Genomic DNA, 13,893 nt, shown 5'->3' with positions numbered 1-13,893 from the left:
TGGCAGCACAAGCTCTCCACTCGGATCATCCGCGACAACCAAGCGGTGTTCGTGGAGACGCTGTCCGCCAAGAGTCTTGGCCGTACCCGGCTGGCCAAGTCCGTGCAGGACGCCGGATGGGCCCAGTTCGTCGGCATGCTGGAGTACAAGGCAGCCAAGCACGGGCGGACCTTCGGCAAGGTCGACCGGTCGTTTCCGTCCTCGCAGGTCTGCTCGGCCTGCGGGTTCCGGGACGGGCCCAAGCCCCTGCACGTGCGGGAGTGGACGTGCAGGGGCTGCGGCACCATCCACGACCGGGATCACAACGCAGCGAAGAACGTCCTGTGCGAAGGACGTCGGGTCGTCGCCGCCGGACGGGCGGAGACGCTAAACGCCTCGCCGAGCGCAGGTAAGACCAGGACTTGACTTTGGTCCCGGCACAGCGCGTTGAAGCAGGAACCCACCGAGACGGTCAGCCGGCCGTGGCAGGATCCCCGTCCTTCAGGGCGGGGAGGACGTCAACTGTATCACCACCCGGGCGAGGCATGCTGGTTCCGGGCTCCACCGAACTCGGGTGCGAGGCGGGATGTGAGGACGCGGTGCGGTGGCAGACAGGGGTGGCGACGGAGGCGGATGTCCCAGGCCTGCGTTCGGTTACTGCGGTGCGGCTGGCAGGCTTGGGGGACACCGGGATCGTCGATCAACTGGGAGAGCGCGAAGGGATGCGGCGGCTGACCGGCCCGCCGGCCGGGAAACAGCCAGGGCTCAAGAAGGCCCAGACCGAAGGGTCTCCGGCCTGGGCCTTCCGCGCTTGTTGGAGGTGATCGTCTTGTTCTTCCTCACCGGTTCCGGCGAGGCGTTGACCTTCAGCTTGGAGTTGCGCAGGACCTTCGCCTTGGCGGCGGAATCCTTGGTTATGTAGGCAGACTGAGGCTGGCTGTCACCAGCTTCTCCTATATCTCGATGGAGAGTTGAGCCCCCAGTTCCCTGAAGCCCAATGCGGCGGCAACCCGCCGTGAGGCCCGAGGACGCGCGCGCCACTGCGGCAGCAGCCCGTCAGCGAGAGCGTGTGTGACCGCCGCCGAACCCGTCGCCCGTGCGAGTCCGCGTCCTCGCACGGCTGGCGCCGTCAGCACGCTGATGTGAGCGGTCCTCCGGGGCCAGGCCTGATATCCAGCAGCAGCCACTACCTTGCCGTGCTCGCGGACCACGAACGCGGGCGACGTGATCTCGTCCAGAGAGGCCTCTGCAGTGTCCTCGTGACCCGCCATCTTCTCCAGACTGCGCAGTGCAGGATGGTGGCCAGGCAGTTGTTCCACCGTCGATGAAGCGGCTGCCGGGCGGAAGTCTTCTGGAGACACGTACGACAACACCGCAGGACCGAGCACCCTGGCCACGGGCAGCACTTCACGGACCGCAGCGGCGTCCACCGCAGCCTCTACCGGCAGCCCCGCCAGTGCGTCGCGCACGATCACGGCGGCACTTTCGTTCGGCACGGCCACGATCGCCGATCCACCGAGAGCCACCACCCCAACCCAGCCAACCGGGCACATCCATGATTCCGGGGACACAACTACATTCACACCACCCGTCGGCGCGAACGACACCGGCACCCGGGTCAGGTCTTCCCATAGCCCCCGGGCTCTGGCCAGCAGCGGATCCGTCGCCATGGTCTCGATCATGCCAGCCGGTTCAGGCATTGGAAACACGTATTGACTGGTGGAGAGGCAGTCGGCATCCCTGCCCCGGCGGTCCACAGCGTCGGCCGGTCCAGCTGTGTTCGGCTTCCCGGCGGTCGCGGTCAGTGCCTGTCGGCTCGGGCCGGCGCCATGGTCGGGACCGGGGCCGCCGGACGGGTCAAGAGGCGCCGTCGAGCAGCGCCTTGCCGAGAGGGCGCAGGGAATGCAGGACCGCGGTGCCGGTCCTGTCGGTGGAGATGAGTCCGGCGTTGCGTAGTACGGTCGCGTGCTGACTGGCGCCGGCGAGGGAGATTCCGGTGCGCTCGGCGAGCATCGTGGTGGTGGCCGGGGTGCGCAGGGAGGCAAGGACGGCGGCGCGGGTGCGGCCCAGCAACGGGGCGAGGACGTCACCGGTGGCGTCCGGGCGGCCGTCGGCGGTATGCATCGGGTAGGTCAGCACGGTCGAGTCGTGCGGCCGGTACATCAGGACCGGTGCGGTGGCGAAGTAGGAGGGGATGAGCATCAGGCCCCGACCGCACAACTCGACGTCGAAGCTCGAACGCGAGGGCAGGTGCAGGGTGGGTGGCTGCCACAGCCAGCACGGGCTGAGCGTGGTCAGCAGAGCGTCTACTCCGCCGCGCAGCAGCATCTCGGCGCGCAGGGCGCGGTCGGCGGTGGCATTGGCCCGGATCTCGGGCCACAGAGGCGCCACGGACGAGCCGTAGTAGCGGTGCAGATCACCGACGAGCCTGTCCCGGGCGCCGGGAGTGCCCTCGGCGAGTTCGCGGAGCAGTCGGGCGTTTTCGGGGGAGCCGCCCCGAGGGCCGCCAGGCCGGCCGAAAGCCTGCTCGGCCCTGTGCAGTTCAGCCAGTTCGGCGGCGAGTTGCGAGGCCGGTGTCTGCCGGGTCAGTTCCAACCCGTCGGCGAAGGACGAACCCGAGGGGTGGAGCAGGAAGTCCGGTAAGAACCCCTCCCCGAGGACCAGGCCCATGAGCAGTCCGGCACGGGCTGCCAGGCTTCCGCTCATCTCCCGATGCCAGCGCGCCAGGCCGGGTCGTGACCCGTTCCCCGCGGTCGGGCTGCCGCGCAGGCGGCGCACGCTGAGCGCCGTCTCGAAGACGGCGTTGGGCACCGGCGCGAGTGTGATCTTGCACAGGTCGGCGGCAGAGAAGTGGATGCGCATCACGTCGACCGATTATCGATAGGTCCCCGCCTTTCGGCCAGGCTTGAAAGGCAGCGCGGACCGGTGCCCGGCCGGGCCAGGCTTGGCTTCCTCATGACGGTTCTTCAAAAGCCCTGCGGAGGTTGTGCCATGCCTGCCACCACACGCCTGCTCTGCCTGGGAGCATCCATCTTGCTCGCCGTGGCCGGGCAGACCGCTCACGCCGAGGCCCATGGACTACCCACAACCTACGTCGTGTCCCGGGACCCCGGCATCCTGCCGGAGGGGATCACCGTGCAGCGCAACGGCACCATCTACGTCTCTTCCGACGGCACCGGTCGACTCTTCCGGGGGCGTGTCGGCAACTCGGACCTTCAACCGTTCCCGGCTCAGGGCGTCGAGGCCCGCCAGAGCACACGGGGCGTGCACACCGACAGCAGGGGCAACGTCTTCTCCGTGGGCGGCACGAGCCTCACCGTGCACGACCCTCGCGGCCGACTCCTGGCAACCCGGACGGCACCGGACGGCCCGCTCGGCGCCCCGGACCTGAACGACCTCGTCATCACCAAGAACGCCGTGTACGTCACCGACTGGGCCAACCCCGTGGTTCTCCGCGCGGACCTGCGGGGCGACCGAGTCGGACCGCTCGTGCCCTGGCTCGACGTCCGTTCCGCCTTCCCCCAGTTCCCGGCGCGGTACTGGCTGCTCAACGGCATCGTGGCCGACAAGGCGGGCACGACACTGCTGGTGGCGTCCAATGGCACCGAGGCGGTCTGGCGGGTGGACACGGCTACCCACGCGGTCGAGCAAGTGCAGGTCGGTGACGCATCCTTCGGGGCGGACGGGATGGTGCTGCACGGCCGCACCCTGTACGCGGTGCTCAACTACGGTGCACCCAACGGGGTGTACATCGCCGAGCTGAGTGAGGATCTACGCAGCGGAGTGGTGACGCACCGGCTCACCGGCGAGCAGTTCGATCTGCCCACCACCCTTGCCCGGCATGACTGCCGGCTGTATGTGGTCAACAGCCAGCTCGACGACCGTCCGGGCACGCCCCCGTACACCGTCACGGCGATCGACGACCCCGTCTGCTCCGATGACGACGGCCGGTCCGGCACGGCCGATTAGCAGCCGGGCGGTCCGGCACCGCGAGGCAGAACGCCTTTTCCCGGCTCGCCAGCTGCTACGAGCAGCGCACCACCGTCATCGACACCTTCTTCGACCTCGCCGACACGATCACCACCGTGCGTAGCCTGATCCGGCAGGCATGGACGACTCACTGCTGGGTCGAATTGTTCCTGAACGGTGGGTTCGGAAGAGGTGGGCCGGCTGTCCGAAGCCCCGTTCCTGCCGTGGCAGGAACGGGGCTTCTTCACATGCGGTGCGCGCACCACAACCGCACCATTGGCTCTCCGGTGGCTCCCACTTGTGGTGCGCGTGGTCGCGGTTGTGGTGCTTCGCACGTTCGGCGCGTACGAGGTCGTCGAGCCCGGCGGCGACCTCTCGTTCACGGCGGCCAGGCATCAGCCACCACGAAGGAGGCGTCCTGCGCGCCTACGCGGGCATCCTGCCCGACTCCCTCACCACCCCTGACTCGTGGTGCGCCCCGGTGCCCCAGGTGCAGGCAGGCCTCAGTCGATGCGGGCGCAGAGATCGTCCGTGGTCCCGTGCACCAGGTTCACGGCCTTGTACCCGACGGAGCTGATGTCCATCGTGTACACCCCGTCGACGATGTACAGGCCGCGCGGCAAGTTGCCCTTGCCCTCACCGATGCCGGCCAGCACCGGGCCGTGCACGGCCCAGAACTGAGAGCCGTCGGTTCGGTGCTCGACGATGGCCGAGCCGCTCGCGTCGGCGTCGTAGAGGGCACCGGTCTCGGTGTTCGTGATCCGTACGACCAGATCACCCTTGTACGCGACGCGCCTCACGGTACCGTCGGGATAGGTGTCCAGTACAAGCTTCATCACCTTGTCGATGACGGGTTCGCCGTGGACGGGGAAGTCGCACCGCAGCCCGGCGCCGACGTCCCACGACGTGGAAGGTGCCGGCTCCCACCCGGTGCCGGTGGCGGCGGGTGCGGCCGACGCGGGCTGTACTCCCATGAGCACGGCGGCAAGCACCAGCGGCGCGAGAACGGTTCTTCGCATGACTCTCCCTGGTCAGAGAATTGAAGGGAAGGTTTCGCCGAAGAGGCGTACGCCAGTGTTTCGCCGGTCTCTGACCAAACCCTCACCACCACCGGCACGGACTGCGGACACTCGGCCCCACTAGGCTGTCGAGCGCCATGGAGTTCCAGTTGCTCGGTCCGTTCGCCGCCCGCCACGAGGGACGACAGGTGCTGGCGGGCAGCCGTCGCCAGGAACGGTGTCTGCTGTCGGTCCTGCTGCTGCACGCGGGTCGCGCCGTGACGACTGAGCGCCTCATCGACCTGCTGTGGAACGGTGGTGCGCCTGCCTCTGCCCGCGGTACCATCCACACCTACATAGGTCGGTTACGTGCCGCTCTCAAGCCGTACGGAGTGCCGGTCGAAACCCGGCATGACGGCTACGCCGTCGAGCAGGGCCCTCATACGATCGACGCGCAGGAGTTCACCTTCCTCGTCCGCCAGGCGGCCGATACCGGTGACCCCGCGGAGCAAGTCCGCCTCTACGACTGGGCCCTCGGACTGTGGCGGGGCCCGCTGCTCGCCGACGTGGCCGACGACCGGCTGCGCACCCGCCTCGGCGGTTCCCTCGACGAACTTCGCCTCTCCGCCGTGGAGCGGCGAGCGGAGGTCCAGCTCACCATGGGTCTTCACGACCGCGTCGTGGCGGATCTGACACCGCTGGTCGAGGAGCATCCAGGGCGGGAACGGCTGGTCGCCGCACAGATGACCGCTCTCTACCGCGGCGGCCGCCAGGCCGATGCCCTCGAGCTGTACCGCAGCACGCACAAGGCGCTGGTAACCGAGTTCGGCATCGAACCAGGTGCAGAACTGCAGACACTGCACGATCGCATGCTGCATGGCGACCACCGGCTGGACCGGCCTCCCGGACCCGTATACGCCGTGCGGGTCGACGACCAATGGCTGCCATGGAGCACGAGCGGGCATCCCGCACTGGAGTTCTGCAACACCTACGCGGGCTGGAGCGGGGACCGGCTGCCGGGATCGGAGTGGCTGCGAAGCTACGCCACGCTCGCTGTATGGGCCGGCCATATGGACCTGATCGAGGACCAGGTGGTCACCCGCCTGCGTGAGCAGGCGCTGCGGCACCCCGACGAGGCTGCCGCAGCGCTCGCCGAGGCTCGGCAGTTCCGTACGAAGCTGTATGCCTGCCTGGCCGATCCGGGGGAGGCCCGTGCCTTCAAGGCGGTGGCCGGCACCGTGGAGGACGCTGCCAGGCACTCGGTCTTCACCCGTGGCGAGGACGGTCTTGGACGCTGGCAGCCCTCCCCCTCCGCCCGATTGCGGCTGCCCGTCTGCGCGGTGGCCCGTAGCGCGGGCGAACTGCTCACGGATCCACGGCGCTTCATGGTTCGCAGCTGCCCCAGTGAGGACTGCGGCTGGCTGTTCCTCGACGCGAGCGGGCGACGCAGGTGGTGCAGCTTGGCGACCTGCGGCGTCAAACGGATGTCCAGCGGCCGCTGACGTAGCCACCGACCCCTGATCGTGTGGATGGTCAGGGCTGCGGCGTGCAGCGGGTGCGCCACCATGGTCAGCCGTGTGGCGAGGACGTCTTGTGCTGTGAAGTCGTTTCCGCCGACCATCCGACAGTACGGCCTGCCGGCCTGATCCCAGGTATCCCAGCCCTTCGGCACCCAACTGACCGGAATCGGCCTACGACTGACAGCAACCACCGCCATCCGACGCGGCCGCGCCCGCGCACGGGTTGGCGAGGTTGGGCAGCGGTGGGCCGTCCGCTGCCTGAGACCGTCGTTGATCAAGTCCAGCGCTCGAGGGGACACTGTGTCACGTTGAAAGAGTGCGGGGTGTCGGGGGTGAGTCGGTGAGGGCGGTGGGGGCGGGCCCGGTGTTCCGGTGGGTGCTGCTTCTGGGGCTGCTGCTGGTGGGGGCCGGGGCCTGCGTGTATGCGACGGCGACCGAGATCGAGCTGGTCGAGCTGACGGTGCTGGAAGACCAGTCCGACGGCCGGTGCGTGGTCGAGTGGAACGATCCCTGGGCAGGCCTGCGGGAGGGTGAGTACCTCTGCGATCTCGGACGCGATCCGTCGCTGTTCGGCCCTCCGGTCCGAGGGGACGGCCCTGAGGGGTGGGACATGGGCTGGATCGAGGCGGAGGGCCCGAACCGCGGGGATCTCGCCTCGGTGGAGACGTGGAACGACCGGATGGACCTCTCCGACACGTTGTTCCTGCTCGGTCTGCGGCCGGTGCTGGTGGGCGGGAGTGCTCGCCTGGTGCTGCGGCTGCGGCTGCGGCTGCGGGGGAGGGGCCGCGGGCCGGTCGGGTGGGTGGACGCCCCGGAAAACCTCGCCCAGGCGGACGATGACCTGATCGTGGGCGCACTGCGCTCAGCCGGTTGCGCGTCGGCCGGGGCCGCCGCGCCGCCGGTAGCGTGGCGACGTCAGGCGGGAGGGAGGAACTGGCCTGCCGGTCCCGGCCGGCTGCGCGCCGACCGCCGCGCCGACACCGGCCGCCGTAGCCGGCGACTGCCCAGCTCACCGACGCCGTGGCGAGGGCTGCCAGAGCCGGGCCGTCGCCGACGAGCTCGCCGCCTGGCAGAACCGGCCGCTGGATACGATCTGGCCGATCATCCACATCGACGCCCTCTGGATCAAGATCCGCTCTGGATCAGTGGCTTCCAGGCCGGTCCACCTCGCCATCGGCGTCGACAACCGCTTCTCAGGTCATGACCGTGCCGCCGTCGACGGCGATGGTCTGGCCGGTGATATTGGCTGCCTTCTCGGAGAGCAGGAAGGCAACCATCTCGGCGATGTCGGCTGGGGTCTGCGGGCGCTTCATCGGAACCATCTGGTCGACCGTTCCGGCGAAGACCTGCTCCGCAGTGGCGTCGGCGGGTGCGAGACCGTTGGCGAGCAGCCATTCGGCCGTGGTCCGCCACATGTCGGTCCAGATCAGGCCGGGCATGACCGTATTGGCCCGCAACCCGCTGGGGGCGCCGATCCGGGCGATCGTGTGGGTCAGCTCGATGACCGCAGCCTTCGAGGAGCCGTAGTCGGCGACCATCTCCATGCCGAGGCGGGCGCCGATCGAAGCGATGTTGACGATTGCGCCGGGGCGGCCGGCCCGGCGGCGGACGAGCTCCTGGCAGGTGAGGAATGTGCCTCGGGCGTTGACCGCGTATGTGCGGTCCCACATCTCCTCGGTCAGCTCGGTGAACGGATGGAACTTTCCGACCCCAGCGACGTTCGCCAGCACGGTCACCTCGCCCAGTTGCTCCTCGGCGGCGGCGAACGCGGCCTGCACCGAGTCCCGCCGGCTGACGTCGCAGACGGCGTGGGCGACCTTCGCGCCGTTGGCAGCCAACCTACTGGAGGCCTCGGCGATGCGCTCGGCGTTGACATCGGTGAGCAGGACCGCGTGCTCCTCGGCCAGGCGGGCGGCGATGGCGCCCCCGAGGCCGCCGGCGCCACCGGTGACCAGTGCGACGCTCACGGCAGCTCCTTGGCGATCTCCGGAGCGAGCAGTTCGGCTGCCCGTTCGGCAGTGATGACATCGGCCAGATCGGGTTTGGTGATCTCCCGGGAAGCGGTGTCCTCGTAGACGTGTTCGCCGATCAGCCGACAGCGCTCGTCGTAGGGCCAGACGAACGCGAGCGTGCGCTTGAGCAGGTAGATGTCGTGGGGGTCGTCGCCGGCCTGCACCGAGCCGAACACGCTGTCGCCGAGCATTGCGCCGGGCATGAACGCGGAGAACTCGACCTCGCCCGCGAACCCGTGGTCGTTGACGGCGATGTCATGCTTGTTCACCCACATGACCAGAGCGTTCGCCTCGACCAGCGACTGGTAGAACGCGGTGACTTGGGCCATGCCGTCGAGGATTACCGACGTGCCGCCCTCGTGGAGGCGGTAGTGCGGGTGCTCGACGGTCATGTTCGGCGCCAGCAGCTCCTCGTACCGCCCGGAGACCTCCAGCAGGCCGTGCAGGCGATAGTTCTTCAGAATCGCCCGATGCCGCGGGTTGTCGGTCTCGGCGATTTGCTTCTCCAGGTCCGCGAACATGTGCGTGAAGTCGTGTTCGTAGCGGCTCACCGCGGCTCCTCATCGAGTCGGTTCAACGTGTTGCCATCCTTGGACACGCCGCTCGCGAGGATCCATGACAAACATGCCTCCCCCTGTAAACCCATTGGTTAACGCCGCAGGTCACAGGCGCTACAGTCGAGTGAGCTGCGCCGCCACCCTGCAGCGGGAGGAGTCGACATGGACCTCAACCTGCACCTCGTGCGCTACCTCGTCGCGGTCGTCGACGAGGGACATTTCGGCCGCGCGGCGGAGAAGCTCTACATCAGCGCACCCGCCCTGAGCCAGCAGGTGCGCAAGCTGGAGCACACGCTCGGTGTCGAACTGATCGACCGCTCCGCCCATCCCGTCCGCCCCACCACCGCCGGCCGCCGTTTCCTCGCCGAGGCGCGTCATGCGTTGGCCGCAGCCGACCGGGCCGTCGCCGCCGTCGAGGCCCACCGCCGCGAACTCGCTGCCACGCTGCGGCTCGGTTTCATCACCGCCTCGGCCGGTCCACGCATCCGGCACCTGATCGACGAGCTACGCCGCGAGGTGCTCGACGTGTCCGTCCAGCGCGTGGAGCTGGCCTGGCCGCAACAGGCCTCCGCCGTGCGCGATGGAGTGGTGGACGCTGCGCTGGTTCGGCCCCCGATAGCCGACACAACCGGCCTTCGCCTCGACGTCGTGCACCACGAGCCCCGGATCGTGGCGCTGCCCCTCACACACCGTCTCGCGACACGGGAAGTGGTCGAACTCGCAGACCTCGACGGCGAAACCCACGTCACCGGCGACGAAGCCGATCCCGGCTGGGTGCGCTGGTGGGCCTGTGATCCCCGCCCCAGCGGCGTCCCCGTCTGCTACGGCCCATCGGTCCGCACCATGGACGAGTTGCTGGAGACCGTCGCAGCGGGACAGGCCATCGCGATCACCGGCGGCTTCGTTGCCAACGGCTACCGCCACCCCGAAGTCACCTTCGTCCCGATCACCGATGCCGAACCGTGCCCCATCTCGCTGTGCACTCGAGCCGCCGACACCTCGCCACTCGTCACAGCCCTGCGCACAGCGGCGCGCTCACTGCACGCCGGGGGCTCGTGTGGGACTACCTGAGCGTCCACCGGGACCCCCGCATGCGCGCCTTCGCCCCGCCGGCTGGGGCCGCCACCCGCGACACGTACGACGGCACCCACCCGAACACCTCCGGCGAGCACAGGCTCGCCGCCGCCTTCGCCGACGCGATGCACCAGGCGTGGAGCCTGGGCGGCCCGTACACCGCTGAGGCCGAGCCGCACGGGTGACGTATCCTCACGTCACCTGCCAAGTCTGCGGCCGGGGGGATTCACACGGCCGGGGCCGGCTCGACACATTGGGGATTCATTGCGCGCAATATCCATAGGCGCCGTACTCACCGGCGTCCTGGCCCTTTCTGCCTCCGCTGTCACCGCTCCGGCCGCGTACGCCGTGGAGACCGGTGTGGTGATCCAGAAGGTGTCCGTGAACGGCGGCAAGCCCATCGTCCTCGGCACCTCCCAGACCGAGTCGTTCACCATCTCGGTGACGGCTTCGGACGACTCGGGGATCAGCAGCAAGCTTGCGTTCTTCCAGATCAAGCGCGAGGTGGGGGGAAACTACTGGTCGTACCACGGCACCCCGACGTGCACCGCGAGCAGCACCACCACCTCCACCTGCAAGCTCACCTTCAAGCTCGACTCGGGTTGGGGCGTGCCCCGCAACACCCTCGCGGGTCCGTGGAATGTGGTCGTCCAGCTCCAGTCCAAGGACGGCGATCTCTACAACAACGGCGGCGCCATCACCCACCCGGTCCTGCGCCGCGGCAAGCTCGGCGTCGACGCCGGGCCCGAGCCGGTGACCAAGGGCAAGTCGCTCAAGGTCACGGGCAAGCTGACCCGCGCCAACTGGGACAAACGCACCTACGCGGGCTACACCAACCAGCCCGTGAAGCTGCAGTTCCGCAAGGCGGGCACCAGTACCTACACGACCGTCAAGACGGTCAAGACCAACTCGACGGGCAACCTGTCGACGATGGTCACGGCCTCGGCCGACGGCTACTGGCGCTGGTCCTTCGCGGGCACCTCCACCACGTCGGCGGTCAACGCCACGGGCGACTACGTCGACGTGCGCTGACAACCCGGCACCTGCCGGTCCCCTCGGCCCGCCCCGGGCCGAGGGGACCGGCAGGGCCATCTTGCGTCTCATCAAGGGCCCGGGATGCCTGATGGGGCGTCGCGCGGGAAGCCGGCGCCCACGCCGAGCTCAAGGCCCAGGCCCCGACGGCACCTGGCGGGCGGAGGTGCTGGCCACCGACCCTGCCGGGTCCTGGGCAACGGCGCTCGAAGCCCAGCTCTCGCCGATCAGCGACGCCGACATCACCGCCCGCACCGAGAAGATGGCCGCCGACGGTGTCACGTCGACCTGGTGTGCGACATCTCGTGAGTTCACCTGAACCCCACTGAGGTCCCAAGTCCATGGCCGGGGGTTCTCCCAGGGTCGGCCAGCAGGAGCACGGCGTCATCCAGCCTTTGGACGCCGGGTACGTTCTCGGTCGCCGTGGTGGCCCGGCCGGCGGAGGGGCTGGTCCTCGCCCTCGCGGCCGGCTCATGTCCGGAGGTGTCTTCGCGGAGCGTCACGTCGCGCAGGTGGTGCAGGGCTTCCACACCCCAGTGTGTTCGCGTACGTGTTCGGCAAGGTGGGCTGTGGGTGGCCCTGGTGCGTCGTCAGGTCGGTGGGCGCGTAGACCCGACGGAACTCTCAGTGATCAATGACCCGCCGTAGGAGTGACCGAGCACAGTCGGAGGCTCCGGCAGCGAGTCGATGACAGCCTGGACCGCGGCTGTGTCAGCGGGCAATGAGCCCCGGTGAAGCTCGGGAACGACAACCTCGGTTCCTGCCGTCCGCAAGCGTTCTGCCACCAGGACGAAGTGTTCGGGACGGTGATACAGGCCATGAACGAGCACCACGGCGGCCCATGCGCACGCCTCTCCGGGTCGGTGTCAGACGAGTGATCCAGGGCCGGTCAGCCGTATCGCTGCAGCAGTCCGTCCACGTACGCCTCCAGCCGTTCTCCCAGCACCTCGGACGTCAGATCGTCCCGCCCCAGGTCATGCCACGGCCCGGCCAGCTTCGCCGCGTCGGGGCAGTAGTGCAGGGCGCCGAGCAGCCGCCAGGACAGGTGGTCGGGGTCCTCGGCCAGGTCGCGGCCGCCGTGTGCCTCGTACCGCTCGCGGAAGTCCAGCCCGTACGCCGGCCCGTGCAGCAGCGCCAGCGCGGTCGAGCAGTGCGCCACGTCCAGGTCGGCAGGTCCCCACGAGGTCTCGACCCAGTCCACGACACCGGTGATCCGCAGCCCCGGCCCGGTTCCCGTGAAGAGCACGTTCCCAGGGTGGAAGTCGCGGTGCGGAAAACAGCCTTCGTACGACGGCGGGTCACGGCGGATCACGTCCACGGCCCGCTCCCACAGCGGACCGTCCGGGGTGCGAACGCGCTCCGGGGACGTCCACGCCTGGTAGGGGCGCGGTCTTTCGGCCGGCACGACGCCGTGGACGCGGACGAGCTGGGCCGCGAGCAGGTCCAGGCGCCGGTCGAGGTCGTCCTCGTCCACGCGGACGCGGCCCGGCAGCGCGGACATCAACAGGGTCGGATGGTCGCAGTGTTCGGCGGGGACGTCCACGGCGACGAACCCGGGCGCCGGGATGCCGTCCTGACCGGCGAGCAGCGCCAGGACGGACGCCTCGCGGGCCAGTAGCCCGGGCCCGTGGTGGCGGAAGAACGGCTTCACGAAGGTCCGTTGCACCAGCTCCGTGCCGTCGTCGAGCGTGAGCCGGCACATCTGGGAGCTCCAACCACCGGACAGGAGACGCAAGTCGGCGACCGACCGGCCGTTGCCGAGCTGCTTGGCCACCCACGCACGCGTCGCCGTTCAGCCACGGTCGTCGAGGCCGGTCAGCACCGCCTCCACGAACTCCCGCCGATGCTCGCCATGATCGCGGAACCACATCCCCAACTGGTGCTGCGCGTCCGGAAGGTCGAACCGCGTGTACTGGGCGCGCGCTGCCAGCGCGTCCTGTACGGCCTCGGTCACCGCCGACGGGATCACCGCGTCCGTGCCCGGCACGGCGAGCACCGCCCGGCCCTCGTACGCCCGCAGCGCCTCGAGCGCGGGCGCCTCACGCCAGCTGTCCGGCTGCCGGATGATCCCGCTGAACCGCCCGTTGCCTTCCTCGAAGGGTACGTCCCATGCCTCGGCGGTGTACACGGCGGGCGCGCACAGCCCCAGCGCCGCCACTCGATCCCCGTAGTGCCGGACGAGATCGGCCACCGTTTGCCCGCTCATGCTGAACCCCACAAGGACCAGCGGCCCGTCCGCCCCCGCGTACGCATCGATCACCGCGACAGCCTGCTCGAACCGTCGCCGCAGGCTCAACTCACTGAGCTTTCCTGTGCTTTCGCCGTGCCCGGAGAAGTCGAAAGCGATCCCGCGACAACCGTGGGCCACGAACTCCCGCACCAGCGGAAGCAGCCGCTCCGTCCTGCTGGTGCCTGCGCCATGCAGCACCACAGCGGTGGCCCCCGACCGATCACCGCCGTACACACCGCTGAGCCGTTCACCGTCGTGGTCGTGCGTGAAGTCGAAGAGCATGTCCCCTATTCACTCACGCCGTGGCCTCCGTCTTTCGAGAGTGTTACCGCCAGCATCCGGCCCTTGGCTGTTTCAGAGGGCGTTAAGTCCGTTTCTGATAGCGGCCGCGTCCCGGTTGGGTGAGGCGTCCCTGGTGGACGAGTCGTCCCAGGCGGGAGCGGGTGACGTTGATCGAGGGCTCGTCGGTGGGCAGGCCGAGGTGCTCGTGCAGATCGCGGACGCGGAACACCTTCCCGGGGT

At 69.1% G+C, this 13,893-nt stretch carries 12 protein-coding genes and 6 pseudogenes; 9 read left to right on the top strand and 9 right to left on the bottom strand.

The window, feature by feature from the left end:
* Positions 1-470, top strand: a pseudogene (locus ABZ818_RS40615) (RNA-guided endonuclease TnpB family protein); the annotation flags it as partial.
* 328 nt (positions 471-798) lie between these two features.
* Here the strand turns inward: ABZ818_RS40615 and ABZ818_RS40610 are convergent.
* From ABZ818_RS40610 to ABZ818_RS40600, 3 genes and pseudogenes are all read right to left on the bottom strand, one after another.
* Positions 799-900 (bottom strand): annotated as a pseudogene (locus tag ABZ818_RS40610) (calcium-binding protein); the annotation flags it as partial.
* Positions 901-932: 32 nt separating this feature from the next.
* Positions 933-1,649 carry a GNAT family N-acetyltransferase gene (locus ABZ818_RS40605; protein WP_361426738.1) on the bottom strand — a complete coding sequence of 239 codons (717 nt, stop codon included), beginning with the start codon at positions 1,647-1,649 and terminating at the stop codon, positions 933-935.
* Positions 1,650-1,836: 187 nt separating this feature from the next.
* Positions 1,837-2,841 (bottom strand): winged helix-turn-helix domain-containing protein, encoded by a 1,005-nt coding sequence (locus tag ABZ818_RS40600; RefSeq protein ID WP_361426736.1) that lies wholly within the window; start codon positions 2,839-2,841, stop codon positions 1,837-1,839.
* A gap of 129 nt (positions 2,842-2,970) precedes the next feature.
* Here ABZ818_RS40600 and ABZ818_RS40595 point away from each other — a divergent pair, with 129 nt between their 5' ends.
* Together ABZ818_RS40595 and ABZ818_RS40590 are read left to right on the top strand one after the other, a co-directional pair.
* Positions 2,971-3,948: a hypothetical protein gene (locus ABZ818_RS40595; RefSeq protein ID WP_361426730.1), complete on the top strand. Its 978-nt coding sequence runs from the start codon at positions 2,971-2,973 to the stop codon at positions 3,946-3,948.
* Between the two features lie 8 nt (positions 3,949-3,956).
* A pseudogene (locus tag ABZ818_RS40590) lies at positions 3,957-4,106 on the top strand (IS5/IS1182 family transposase); the annotation flags it as partial.
* A gap of 345 nt (positions 4,107-4,451) precedes the next feature.
* On the opposite strand, the gene ABZ818_RS40585 reads toward ABZ818_RS40590, so the two are convergent.
* Positions 4,452-4,967 (bottom strand): hypothetical protein, encoded by a 516-nt coding sequence (locus ABZ818_RS40585; RefSeq protein ID WP_361426727.1) that lies wholly within the window; start codon positions 4,965-4,967, stop codon positions 4,452-4,454.
* A gap of 137 nt (positions 4,968-5,104) precedes the next feature.
* Here ABZ818_RS40585 and ABZ818_RS40580 point away from each other — a divergent pair, with 137 nt between their 5' ends.
* A complete protein-coding gene (locus ABZ818_RS40580) occupies positions 5,105-6,448 on the top strand; it encodes a BTAD domain-containing putative transcriptional regulator (RefSeq protein WP_361426724.1) in 1,344 nt (447 codons plus the stop codon).
* 956 nt (positions 6,449-7,404) lie between these two features.
* Positions 7,405-7,593 (top strand): annotated as a pseudogene (locus ABZ818_RS40575) (hypothetical protein); the annotation flags it as partial.
* A gap of 66 nt (positions 7,594-7,659) precedes the next feature.
* Here ABZ818_RS40575 and ABZ818_RS40570 read toward each other — a convergent pair.
* Both ABZ818_RS40570 and ABZ818_RS40565 read right to left on the bottom strand, forming a co-directional pair.
* Positions 7,660-8,433 carry an SDR family NAD(P)-dependent oxidoreductase gene (locus tag ABZ818_RS40570; RefSeq protein WP_361426721.1) on the bottom strand — a complete coding sequence of 258 codons (774 nt, stop codon included), beginning with the start codon at positions 8,431-8,433 and terminating at the stop codon, positions 7,660-7,662.
* A complete protein-coding gene (locus tag ABZ818_RS40565) occupies positions 8,430-9,029 on the bottom strand; it encodes a hypothetical protein (protein ID WP_361426718.1) in 600 nt (199 codons plus the stop codon). Before ABZ818_RS40565 ends, ABZ818_RS40570 begins: the two co-directional genes overlap by 4 nt.
* 168 nt (positions 9,030-9,197) lie before the next feature.
* Here ABZ818_RS40565 and ABZ818_RS40560 point away from each other — a divergent pair, with 168 nt between their 5' ends.
* The 4 genes from ABZ818_RS40560 to ABZ818_RS40545 all read left to right on the top strand — a co-directional run bounded on the left by ABZ818_RS40560 (position 9,198) and on the right by ABZ818_RS40545 (position 11,460).
* The gene (locus ABZ818_RS40560; protein ID WP_361426715.1) at positions 9,198-10,106 is read left to right on the top strand and encodes a LysR family transcriptional regulator; all 909 of its coding nucleotides are present in this window, start codon (positions 9,198-9,200) and stop codon (positions 10,104-10,106) included.
* A gap of 20 nt (positions 10,107-10,126) precedes the next feature.
* The gene (locus ABZ818_RS40555; RefSeq protein WP_361426741.1) at positions 10,127-10,294 is read left to right on the top strand and encodes a hypothetical protein; all 168 of its coding nucleotides are present in this window, start codon (positions 10,127-10,129) and stop codon (positions 10,292-10,294) included.
* Positions 10,295-10,373: 79 nt separating this feature from the next.
* On the top strand, positions 10,374-11,141 hold the full coding sequence (locus ABZ818_RS40550; RefSeq protein WP_361426712.1) for a hypothetical protein: 768 nt from the start codon (positions 10,374-10,376) through the stop codon (positions 11,139-11,141).
* Between the two features lie 166 nt (positions 11,142-11,307).
* Positions 11,308-11,460 (top strand): hypothetical protein, encoded by a 153-nt coding sequence (locus ABZ818_RS40545; protein ID WP_361426709.1) that lies wholly within the window; start codon positions 11,308-11,310, stop codon positions 11,458-11,460.
* A gap of 307 nt (positions 11,461-11,767) precedes the next feature.
* Here ABZ818_RS40545 and ABZ818_RS40540 read toward each other — a convergent pair.
* The 3 genes and pseudogenes from ABZ818_RS40540 to ABZ818_RS40530 all read right to left on the bottom strand — a co-directional run.
* A pseudogene (locus tag ABZ818_RS40540) lies at positions 11,768-11,974 on the bottom strand (alpha/beta fold hydrolase); the annotation flags it as partial.
* A gap of 56 nt (positions 11,975-12,030) precedes the next feature.
* A pseudogene (locus tag ABZ818_RS40535) lies at positions 12,031-13,653 on the bottom strand (alpha/beta fold hydrolase).
* Positions 13,654-13,735: 82 nt separating this feature from the next.
* Positions 13,736-13,882 carry a hypothetical protein gene (locus ABZ818_RS40530; protein WP_361426733.1) on the bottom strand — a complete coding sequence of 49 codons (147 nt, stop codon included), beginning with the start codon at positions 13,880-13,882 and terminating at the stop codon, positions 13,736-13,738.
* Positions 13,883-13,893 lie beyond the last annotated feature (11 nt).

The sequence above is a fragment of the Streptomyces sp. NPDC047453 genome, assembly GCF_040643155.1.
GTDB lineage: Bacteria > Actinomycetota > Actinomycetes > Streptomycetales > Streptomycetaceae > Streptomyces.
The sequence above is the reverse complement of the archived record's forward strand: the minus strand, read 5'-3'. Positions and strand labels throughout refer to the sequence as shown.

What these genes read in the sequence shown, in the direction of transcription:
- ABZ818_RS40600 (WP_361426736.1), bottom strand. Translation starts at nt 2,841, where the DNA reads ATGCGCATCCACTTCTCTGCCGCCGACCTGTGCAAGATCACACTCGCG.
- ABZ818_RS40555 (WP_361426741.1), top strand. Translation starts at nt 10,127, where the DNA reads ATGCGCGCCTTCGCCCCGCCGGCTGGGGCCGCCACCCGCGACACGTAC.
- ABZ818_RS40560 (WP_361426715.1), top strand. Translation starts at nt 9,198, where the DNA reads ATGGACCTCAACCTGCACCTCGTGCGCTACCTCGTCGCGGTCGTCGAC.
- ABZ818_RS40585 (WP_361426727.1), bottom strand. Translation starts at nt 4,967, where the DNA reads ATGCGAAGAACCGTTCTCGCGCCGCTGGTGCTTGCCGCCGTGCTCATG.
- ABZ818_RS40595 (WP_361426730.1), top strand. Translation starts at nt 2,971, where the DNA reads ATGCCTGCCACCACACGCCTGCTCTGCCTGGGAGCATCCATCTTGCTC.
- ABZ818_RS40580 (WP_361426724.1), top strand. Translation starts at nt 5,105, where the DNA reads ATGGAGTTCCAGTTGCTCGGTCCGTTCGCCGCCCGCCACGAGGGACGA.
- ABZ818_RS40605 (WP_361426738.1), bottom strand. Translation starts at nt 1,649, where the DNA reads ATGGCGACGGATCCGCTGCTGGCCAGAGCCCGGGGGCTATGGGAAGAC.